The organism is Amycolatopsis sp. NPDC005961, assembly GCF_040629235.1.
Lineage (GTDB): Bacteria > Actinomycetota > Actinomycetes > Mycobacteriales > Pseudonocardiaceae > Amycolatopsis > Amycolatopsis camponoti.
The window spans coordinates 58,784-68,632 of record NZ_JBEXVF010000052.1; the positions used below are offsets into that span (position 1 = coordinate 58,784).

Genomic DNA, 9,849 nt, shown 5'->3' on the forward strand with positions numbered 1-9,849 from the left:
ACTAAGGATTGACACCGGTGTCAGGTCAAGCGTGGAGACGTGGGCCACATCGCGGATATTCGTAATTTTCCCGGCCGGTTCCGTTCTTTGGAACCAATTGTGGTGAAGCCACCGGTTCCGGTGCGATATGTGGAAGTCTGGGGAGCACTGGGGGAGTTTCGGGGGTCCGGCCGCGCCGTTCCGGCGGTTCGTGCTGATGTGTCGCGCGGTCGGAAACAATCCACATCCCGGTCGTCAAGTTCCTTGCGGCCACTGTGCTGTCAGTATACTGTCAGCGTTGCTAGTAAACACCGCAACGGGGGGAGCGGGTACATGGGGGATCTCATCCAGGCCGGGTCCTGGCTGCGTCACGGTGTGGTCGTCGAGGAGTCGACCGTCGGCCGGGGCAGCTTCGTCGGTTTCCGGGTGACACTGCGGTACGCGACGGTAGGCGTGGGGGTGCAGATCGCCGCGCGAGCCCGCGTGGCGGGTACCGCGGAACAGCCGGTGCGCGTAGGTGCCGGTGCCTGGATCGGCACCGGCGCCTACATCGCACCCGGTGTGCGCATCGGCGAGCACGCGATCGTCGGCGCCGGAGCGGAAGTGCACGAAGACGTCCCGGCGCGCACGCTCAGCTACGGCAGGCCCGCCTTCGGCCGGGCGTCCGTCACCACCGCGTTCGACCAGGGAGACGGCATCGAGGCCGTGCTCGAACTCGTCCGCAAGCGCCCGGAACGGGACACCACCCGGCTTTCCCCGGACCGGCCCGCCGACGCGGAAGCTTTCTACGACTGCGCCGCGACGCTCGGCGAGGACGTCACCGTCGGCCGGGCCGCCGTCATGATCGGCCGGCCCGACGGGCCGAGCCCGGACGGCGGGATCGCCATCGGCTCCCGCACCGTCCTGGGTGACTGGCTGGTCGCCGAAGGAGGCGGCGGGCTGAGCATCGGGCCGGACGTCGTCGTCGGCGACGGCGTGACCATCACGACCTCCACGCACGACCACCACGCTCCCGGCCGGCCCTGGACGGCCGCGCCGGTGCACATCGAGGCCGGAGCCGAAATCGGCGCCGGCGCCACCATCGTCGGGCAGGTCCGGATCGGTGCGGCGGCGCGGGTCACGCCCGGCGCCGTGGTGACCAGGTCCCTCGCCCCCGGCGAGATCTCGAAAGGTGTCTTCGGATGAGAGTCCTCTACCTGCCGGCGGAAACCGGCACCGGCCACAACATGCGCACCCTGGCGATCGCCGGCAAGGTGCGGCGGCTGTTCCCCGGGACCGAGCAGCACGTCCACCTCGGTTCGAAGAGCGCGATCTTCAGGCCGATGTTCGAGGCCGCCGACGTCCGCGTGCACCTCGCTCCGTCCGAGCGCGATCACGCCAACACCTCCCAGCTCGGCCGGACGTTCGACTGGACCACCTACGTCGGCAGCTACCTCAACCGCACGTTCATCAGCGGCGAGAAGATGTTGAACGCGATCGCGCTGATCACCGCGATCGGCCCCGACCTCGTGGTCAGCGACTACAACATCGCGGCCAGCCTCGCCGCGGAAGTGACCGGTGTGCCGCACATCCTGGTCACCGAGCGGTACGACTTCACCCTGGGGCAGCTCGACAACCGGAGCCTCGTCGAGGCCGGCTTCACACTGCCGGACCACGCCGAGGTGGACTCGATCCGCACCGCGCTCACCACCCTGTTCGGCTGGGTGACCCGGCGCGCCCACTCCGTGTTCACCGACAAGCCGCCGGTCGACGAACTCGACCGCGGCACGCCGGTGCAGCGCGCCATCGAGGCAGGCACCGGGCACTTCGTCGGGCCGATCGTGCGCGACGAATGCGCCGCCGAGCCGGTTCCGCGGGCCGAGCTCGACGGGCGGTTCGGTCTCGGCGGGGCGCCGTACGTCCTCGCCGGGGTCGGCGGCACGGCGATGTTCGTCGAGAACAAGGAAAGGCTGCTCGAGAACTACCTCTCGGCCTTCGCGAAGCTCCGAGCGACGCATCCGGAGGCGAAGCTGGTCCTGATCGGCAGGCAGCAGTTCGTCTCCGAGATCGACGGCGTCGTCTTCCTCGACTACGTCACCGACTGGCATTCGCTGGTCAAGCACGCCCAGGTCGTGCTGTCGCCGCCGGGCTGGATCTCCGTCGCGGAGATGGCGGTCATGGACGCGCCGGTCGCCTACGTGCTCAGCGGACGCAACGAGTACCACGAACTCGAGGCCATGCGGCGGCTCGCGCTGCTCGGCTACACCACGGCGACCGAGCCCGACGAGGGCACGCTGTCGGAGATCCTGCGCCGGGCCTTCGACGATCCGGAGGACTTCGCCCGCGAGACGTCGGCCGCCGCCCGCGTCATCGCGCCGGTGACCAACGGCGCCGAAGCGGTCGCCCGCTCGATCGCGCTCGCCATCGCGGAGTCGCACGTGCGTCGCGAAGACGTCGCCACCCCGGCGTGACCACACCGAAAACGAGGAGGGGGAGGAAATGAAGGGCATCATCCTGGCCGGGGGCAACGGAACCCGGCTCGCCCCGATGACCAGTGTCGTGTCCAAGCAGCTGCTGCCGGTCTACGACAAGCCGATGATCTACTACCCGCTGTCGGTCCTGCTTCTCGGCCGGATCACCGAGATCCTGGTGATCGCCCGGCCCCAGGACCTCCCGCTGTTCAAGCAGCTCCTGGGGGACGGCAGCCGGTTCGGCGCCCGCCTCGACTACGCCGCGCAGGACTCGCCCCGCGGCCTGGCGGACGCCCTGATCCTCGGCCGCGAGCACGTCGGTGACGACGACGTGGCGCTCATCCTGGGGGACAACATCTTCCACGGCCACGACTTCGGCGGGATCGTCACCGACGCGATCAAGAACAACACCGGAGCCACGCTGTTCGGCTACGAGGTCTCCGACCCGGAGCGCTACGGCGTCGCCGCGCTCGACCGCAACGGGGAGTTGGTCGACGTCGTGGAGAAGCCCGCGAACCCGCCCGGAAACCTGGCCATCACGGGGTTCTACCTCTACACCAACGAAGCGCTCGACGTGGCGGCGGGATTGGCTCCCTCGCCGCGCGGCGAGCTGGAGATCACCGACGTGAACAAGCACTTCGTCGACCGCGGCCGGGCCAGGATCGTCCCGCTGACCGGTGGCTTCGCCTGGCTCGACGCGGGCACGGCCGAGTCCTACGTGGACGCCTGCAACTACGTGCACGCCATCGAAACCCGGCAGGGGCGCAAGATCGCCTGCCCGGAAGAGATCGCCTTCGACGCCGGCCTCATCGGTCCCGCGGAGCTGCTCGAGGCGGCCGGGCAGTTCGGCTCCTCCGAGTACGGGCAGTACCTCAAGCGGCACGCCGGAAGGGGCGCGGCATGAGGATCGCGGTGACCGGCGGCGCCGGTTTCATCGGCTCGAACTTCGTCCGCGACCTCGTGGACGGGAGGTTCCCCGCGCTCGGTGCCGAGCACGTGACCGTGATCGACAACCTCACCTACGCGGGGAAGCTGGACAACCTCGCCGACGTGCGGGACGACATCGAGTTCCACCGCACGGACATCTGCGACACCGACGTCGTCACGGGGCACCTGGCCGGGCACGACGCCGTGGTGCACTTCGCCGCGGAGTCGCATGTGGACCGTTCGATCGACACAGGCCTGCCGTTCATGCGCAGCAACGTCTTCGGCACCCAGTCGGTGCTGGAGGCCGCGGCCGCCGCCGGCGCAGGGCGGTTCGTGCACATCTCGACCGACGAGGTCTACGGCTCGATCCCGGCCGGCGCGACCGCCGAAGACGCGCCGCTGGCCCCGAACTCGCCCTACGCCGCGTCGAAGGCCGGATCGGACCTGGTCGCGCTGGCCTTCTCGCGCACCCACGGACTGCCGGTCACGGTGACCCGCTGCTCGAACAACTACGGTCCGTACCAGAACGTCGAGAAGGCGATCCCCCGGTTCATCACCACCTTGCTGGCGGGCGGCGACATCCCGCTGTACGGCCGGGGCACGAACGTGCGTGACTGGCTGCACGTCGGGGACCATTGCGCGGCGGTGGCCCTGCTGCTCGGCGGCGCGCCCCTCGAGTCCGTCTACAACATCGGCGGCGGCTGGCAGATGGCCAACCTCGACCTGGCGCACATCATCCTCGGCGAGCTCGGGCTGGGCCCGGACCGCCTGTCCTTCGTGCCGGACCGCAAGGCCCACGACGCACGCTACTGCGTCGACGACTCGCGCCTGCGCGAAGAGTTCGGCTACCGGCCCGAACACGACTTCGCCAAGGCCATCAAGGAAACGATCGCGTGGTACCTGGACAACCGGAGCTGGTGGAGCGAATGACGAACCCGACTGCGACATCCTTGGCGGCCCGACTGGTCTCGGGGGCGGAGCCGCCGCCTGCCGTCTTCTCCTACGACGAGCGGATCATCACCCAGGAGAGCCTGCTCGCCGACGCGGCACTGGCCGACCTCATCGCACTCCGCGACGCCGCCCCGCGAGCCGGGTTCGTCGACCTCTTCCGGGATCCGGCCGCCGGTGGGTTCCACGAGGTGCTCGAACAGCACGGCGTGGTGTCCATGGCCGGCCGGCACCGCCGGCTCGGGTCGCAGGCGCTGGCCTACCTCGCCGCGATCACCCAGGCCGACGCGGCCGGGACGACCGGGATCGCGGACAGCCTGCGCGAGGAGTTCGACCACCTGGTCGCGAGCGCGGTCAAGGCGCAGCTGGCGACCACCTACCTGCCGGGGCTGGACCGGCCGATCGACCGGCAGCGGCACCTGAGCGATGTCGCGTGGGCGTACATCGCGGCCCATGACGCCGGGCTCGAATCGGCGTCGAGCCTCGCCGACGCGATCTTCGAGTTCTTCGACGGGGAGAAGGGCGTGTTCTGGGAGGTGCTCGAGGCGACCGGCGAACCGGACCTGCTCGAGGGGCACCACGTCGCCGGCAACGCGCTCGCGCTGCTCGCCCTGCACCGCCTGCACCTCGGCGGGCTGGTCTTCGACCACGACACGTTCGTGGCCCGGCCGCTGCGCTACATCGCCGGTCACCACCGCCACGTGCTGACCGACGGGTTCTGGAACCGCAGTGACCACACCGGGCAGGTCAGCGTGGCCGGCGAGCTGGCCCTGTTCAAGGGAACGGCGTCCCCGTTCCCGAAGAAGGACCTCGGCGACCACGGTCTGCTCTACGGAGCGGCGACGGCGTGGGCGGAGCGGCTGCCGGACGAAGCGGAGGGGCTCATCACCACCTGCCTCGACCAGGTCGTCACCTTCACCGACGGTTCGGGCATCTTCCAGGGCCAGGGGAACTGGTTCTCGACGCCGATCGCCCCGACCGTGCCGCTGGCCCGGCACGTGATGGTGCCGCAGCGCACGCCGGGCGGGTTCAACGTCGGGAACTCCGCCTACGTGCTCTTCGGGACCAAGTTCGCGGCGACCCAGCTGATCTGGGACTTCTTCGACCCGGGTGGCGTGGCTCGCGCCGGCGTGCGGCAGACAGTGCCGGGCAAGCCCGGCGAGGTGGCGAAGCTGGTCCGCCGGCCGTACGTCGAGGACCTCGAGGTCATCGCCACCGGTCCGATCGAAGCGCCGCCGATGCGAGTGGACCGCTATGTCTCGTGGCTGGAGTCGACCAAGGTCGGGCCGGCGTTCGGGCTGACGCCGTACACGTCGCCCCTGTCCTTCCGCGCGGACAACACGCCGCAGAACTTCTCGGCCGTGCACGTGGTCTCCGACCGCATGGCGCTCGGTTTGCCGCTCGACGAGCAGGAGGCCGAGCGGCTGACGGCCTACCTCTTCGCGTCGCAGAATGACGACGGTGGCTTCGGCGAAGCGCCCGGCGTGCCGTCGGAACTGTTCACCACTTACTGCGTCGTGCTCGTCGCGCACGTACTGCGACGCTGGGGCTTCGACGTCGAGAAGTGCCGCGAGTTCCTGCGGCGCTGCCAGCTGCCGCACGGCGGGTTCGGCAACTTCCCCGGCTACCCGGCGGATTCCTGGCACACGAACCTCGCCGTACTCGCGCTGCACGCGCTCGGCGAGCCCACCGGGAACCACGAACACGCGGCGTCGTACATCCTCGGCTGCCGCAACCCGGACGGCGGCTACTCGAGTGTGCCGGGCGGCCCGTCGGAGACGTTCTCCACCATGCGCTCGGTCGACACCCTCATCCCCCTGGGCTTCGAGCCGCCGGACGCGGGGAGGACCGTCGACTACCTCAGGGGGCTGCAGCACGCCGACGGCGGGTTCCACTACGGGCAGGGCCGGGCAATCAGCTTCGTCGGTACCTACCACGCCGTGGCTGCGCTCTACCTGCTCGACGCCGAGCCCACCGACCCGGGGGCGTGCATCGACTGGATCGCCCGGCATCAGAGCCGCGACGGCGGGTTCTCCCGGCAGTTCGACGCGCCGTCCGACACGACCGACGAGGGCTTCATCGTCGTGCAGGCGCTGCTGATGCTCGAAAAGAAGCTGAACAAGTACTGGGCGTCGATCATGACGTGACTCCTTCGCCGGGAGCACGCCGCTGAAAGGATCTTGGCCACTGATGGAGTCCTATCCCGAATTCGCGTCGCCGGCGGCCGTTCCGCCGGCGACGCGGATGCTGCTGAACAACGACGGATCCACGACCGTACTGCTGCAGTCGCTGCTGGGCTCGTCGCTCGCGGCGGAAGTACTGCCGGAGGTCGCCGTCGCGTCGGTCAAGCCCTCCGCGCAGCTCGCGGCGGTCTTCGGCCGCGAGTCCGCAGACGAACTGGGCGTCCGACGCTCGAGGCTCCGCGACGAAGCGGGGGCCGTGGTGAGCGAGAACGCCATCACCTTCCTCGACCGCGACCGCGGTCACCTCATGCCCAGCGGGAAGACCCCGTTCGGGTTGCACACCCGGTGTCTCGGGCTGTACGAGCGGCGCCGGCTCCTCGTCGCCGGCGTCACCACCGGCCGGTTCGGGTTGCTGCCCGCCGGGTCACCCGGCCGGGTGTACGAGATCGAATTCTCCAACCGGGCAAAGGTGCTCGTCCACGAGGTGTTCAACCCCCGGTTCGTCGCGACCGACGCGCCGGGACGTCGTCCAGTGGAAAGGCACACCATGACGGACTTCACGCCGGTCGTGCCCGGCGAGCACCACCAGCCGCAGTGGCCGCTCGCGTCCGAGCGGCGCCGCGTCCGCCGGGTGCTGACCCGCGTCGCACCCCTGGTGTCGGCCGCGGACTGCCGGCGCCTGCGCGGCGCGCTGGGGCAGCCCGGCTTCCTGCTGCACGCGGGCGACTGCGCCGAGACGTTCCGGGAGAACACCCCGCGTTCGGTGATGAACCGGGCGGCGCTGCTGCGCGCCATGGCGGGCCGGATCGAGCGGGCGTCGGGCCGCGAAGTCGTGACGGTGGGACGGATCGCCGGCCAGTACGCCAAGCCGCGGTCGGCGGCGGTGGAACGGCGTGACGAGCTCGTCCTGCCGTCGTACCTCGGCGACGCCGTGAACGGCTCCGAGTTCTCCGCGCGGTCCCGGACCCCCGATCCGCGCAACCTCATCCGGGCCTACCAGGAGTCCGCCAAGACGCTGTCCTTCCTCGCCGGCTCCGGCGTGGCCACCTCGCACGAGGCGCTGCTGCTGGACTACGAGCGGCCGCTGGCCCGCTACAGCCCGGACGACGGCCGCTGGTACGGCCTCTCGGCGCACCTGTTGTGGATCGGCGAGCGCACGCGGTCGCTGACCGGGCCGCACGTCGAACTGGCCGCGGGGATCGCCAACCCCGTCGCCGTGAAGATCGGGCCGAAGGCGGGCCCCGACGAGCTGCTCGGCCTCCACGACGCGCTCAACCCGCACAACGAGCCGGGACGGCTGACCTTCATCTTCCGGATGGGGCACGCGCAGGCTTACGACCGGGCGCGGGCGCTGCTGTCCGCGGCGGCGGCCGAGGGGCTGGCCGATCGGTTCGTCAGCGACCCCATGCACGGGAACACGATCACGACCGCCGCAGGCGTGAAGACCAGGTGGCTTCCGGAGATCGAGGCCGAGCTGCGGGCCTTCTTCGCGGCTTGCCGCGACACCGGGACGTCACCGGGCGGGGTGCACCTGGAGCTGTCGGGTGACTTGGTCACGGAGTGCGTGACCGGCGAGCTCGACGACGGCTACCTGGCCACGGCCTACCGCAGCGCCTGCGACCCGCGGCTGAACCCGGAACAGTCCCTGTGGGTCGCGGACGTCGTCGGTGAGCTGCTCGCCCGGACCTCGGCCGCCGCGTCGCCGGAACCCGTCCTCGCGACGGCTTGAGGTGACACCGATGTCACTTCCTACATTCGAGGTGTTCGTCCCGCCGTCGGCGGGATTCACCTCTGTTCCGTTCCTCGAAGGGAGAATCCTGTGTCCGAAGGCGTTCGGTCCAGCAGGGTCGCCTTGCTCACACTGACCTGTGTCGGCCAGTTCATGGTGCTGCTCGACAACACCATCGTCGGCGTCGCGCTTCCCGACATGCAAACCAACCTCCACACGACGCTGACCGGCCTGCAGTGGATCGTCGACGCCTACGTCCTGGCGGTGGCGATGCTGCTGCTGGCCGGCGGGGTGAGCGCCGACAAGTTCGGGCGCAAGCGCGTGTTCCTCGGCGGGCTGGCCGTGTTCACCGTCGCCTCCCTGCTCTGCAGCTTCGCGCCGGACGTCGGCTGGCTGCTCGCCGGCCGGGTCCTGCAGGGCATCGGCGCCGCCGTGCTGAGCCCGGCGAGCCTGGCGCTGCTCGCCTCGGCGTACCCCGTTCCGCAGGAACGGATCAAGGCCATCGGTCTGTGGGCGGGGCTGAGCGGGATCGGCATGGCCGCCGGCCCGGCGACCGGTGGCATCTTGACCAGTGCGTTCGGCTGGCCGGCCATCTTCCTGGTCAACGTGCCGATCGGCGTGGTCGCCCTGATCGTCGGGGTCCGGGTGCTGGCCGAGTCGAAGAACCCCGCCGCGCGCGCGTTCGACCTGCCCGGCCAGGTGCTGTCGATCCTCGCCGTGGGCGCTCTGACGTTCGGGCTGATCGAGGCCGGCGACCTGGGCTGGACCTCGCCGCTCATCCTGTCGTTCTTCGCGGCCGCGGTCGTGCTGTTCATCGCGTTCCTCGTCGTCGAAGCGAGGTCGGCCGCGCCGATGCTGCCGCTGCATCTGTTCCGGCAGAAGCTGTTCTCGGTGTCCAACACCGCGATGACGATCGTCGGGTTCGCACTGATGGGCTCGGCGTTCTTCTTCTCGCAGTTCTTCGTGTTCGTCCAGGGATACTCGTTGCTCTCGGCCGGCGTCGCGACGCTGCCGAGCTCGCTCGCCATGGTGATCTGCAGCCCGTATGCCGGGCGGATCGCCGCCCGGTTCGGGTTCCGCTCCGTCGTCACGACCGGCCTCGTCCTCGCCGGCGCCGGCCTGATCCTCATGGCGGGCGTGCACCAGGAGACGCCATACCTGAACGTGTGGTGGCGGCTCACGATCATCGGTATCGGCTTCGGCCTGACGATGTCGCCGCTCACCGGGGCCGCGATCTCGTCGGTCCCACCGCAGGAAGGCGGGCTGGCCTCCGGGATCAGCAGCGTCACCCGCCAGATCGGCGCGGTGTTCGGGGTCGCGGTGCTCGGGGCCATCGTCACCACCCAGCAGACGCACGGCGGCACGTTCGCGAGCGGGTTGAACGCGGCGTTCCTCACCGCCGGCGTCGTCACCCTGGTGACCGCCGTGCTCACCGGCCTGTGGCTGGTCCGGTCGAAGCCCGCGGCTCCGGCCCCGGCGCAGGCTCCGGCTCAGCAGACGGCGGCGCCGTCGCCGGCCGGATCCTGACCGTCCGAAAGTCTCGACCCGTGGTGGTCGCGCCGGACGAGGCCACCGACCCGATCGGGGCCTTCGCGCTGCGCACCGCGCACCCGCGCTGGATCGCCCGCTCGTT

General features: G+C 70.3%; 7 protein-coding genes. All 7 read left to right on the top strand.

The window, feature by feature from the left end; all coding sequences use genetic code 11:
- Positions 1–312 precede the first annotated feature (312 nt).
- The 7 genes from ABZ342_RS34940 (at position 313) to ABZ342_RS34970 (ending at position 9,743) form a co-directional block, all read left to right on the top strand.
- Positions 313–1,164 carry a DapH/DapD/GlmU-related protein gene (locus ABZ342_RS34940; RefSeq protein WP_360482323.1) on the top strand — a complete coding sequence of 284 codons (852 nt, stop codon included), beginning with the start codon at positions 313–315 and terminating at the stop codon, positions 1,162–1,164.
- On the top strand, positions 1,161–2,429 hold the full coding sequence (locus tag ABZ342_RS34945; RefSeq protein ID WP_360482326.1) for a hypothetical protein: 1,269 nt from the start codon (positions 1,161–1,163) through the stop codon (positions 2,427–2,429). Before ABZ342_RS34940 ends, ABZ342_RS34945 begins: the two co-directional genes overlap by 4 nt.
- A 28-nt stretch (positions 2,430–2,457) precedes the next feature.
- Positions 2,458–3,333: a glucose-1-phosphate thymidylyltransferase RfbA gene (rfbA, locus tag ABZ342_RS34950; protein ID WP_360482329.1), complete on the top strand. Its 876-nt coding sequence runs from the start codon at positions 2,458–2,460 to the stop codon at positions 3,331–3,333.
- Complete coding sequence (gene rfbB / locus ABZ342_RS34955; RefSeq protein WP_360482332.1) at positions 3,330–4,286, top strand: dTDP-glucose 4,6-dehydratase; 957 nt, start codon at positions 3,330–3,332, stop codon at positions 4,284–4,286. Before rfbA ends, rfbB begins: the two co-directional genes overlap by 4 nt.
- A complete protein-coding gene (locus ABZ342_RS34960; protein ID WP_360482335.1) occupies positions 4,283–6,451 on the top strand; it encodes a prenyltransferase/squalene oxidase repeat-containing protein in 2,169 nt (722 codons plus the stop codon). The genes rfbB and ABZ342_RS34960 overlap by 4 nt, the downstream gene beginning before the upstream one ends.
- A gap of 43 nt (positions 6,452–6,494) precedes the next feature.
- Positions 6,495–8,216 (top strand): 3-deoxy-7-phosphoheptulonate synthase, encoded by a 1,722-nt coding sequence (locus ABZ342_RS34965; protein ID WP_360482338.1) that lies wholly within the window; start codon positions 6,495–6,497, stop codon positions 8,214–8,216.
- A gap of 123 nt (positions 8,217–8,339) precedes the next feature.
- Positions 8,340–9,743 (top strand): DHA2 family efflux MFS transporter permease subunit, encoded by a 1,404-nt coding sequence (locus ABZ342_RS34970; RefSeq protein WP_360482341.1) that lies wholly within the window; start codon positions 8,340–8,342, stop codon positions 9,741–9,743.
- The last annotated feature ends 106 nt before the right edge of the window (positions 9,744–9,849 follow it).

Coding starts and splice junctions, on each gene's coding strand:
- rfbB (WP_360482332.1), top strand. CDS start 3,330: ATGAGGATCGCGGTGACCGGCGGCGCCGGTTTCATCGGCTCGAACTTC.
- ABZ342_RS34965 (WP_360482338.1), top strand. CDS start 6,495: ATGGAGTCCTATCCCGAATTCGCGTCGCCGGCGGCCGTTCCGCCGGCG.
- ABZ342_RS34960 (WP_360482335.1), top strand. CDS start 4,283: ATGACGAACCCGACTGCGACATCCTTGGCGGCCCGACTGGTCTCGGGG.
- ABZ342_RS34945 (WP_360482326.1), top strand. CDS start 1,161: ATGAGAGTCCTCTACCTGCCGGCGGAAACCGGCACCGGCCACAACATG.
- ABZ342_RS34940 (WP_360482323.1), top strand. CDS start 313: ATGGGGGATCTCATCCAGGCCGGGTCCTGGCTGCGTCACGGTGTGGTC.
- rfbA (WP_360482329.1), top strand. CDS start 2,458: ATGAAGGGCATCATCCTGGCCGGGGGCAACGGAACCCGGCTCGCCCCG.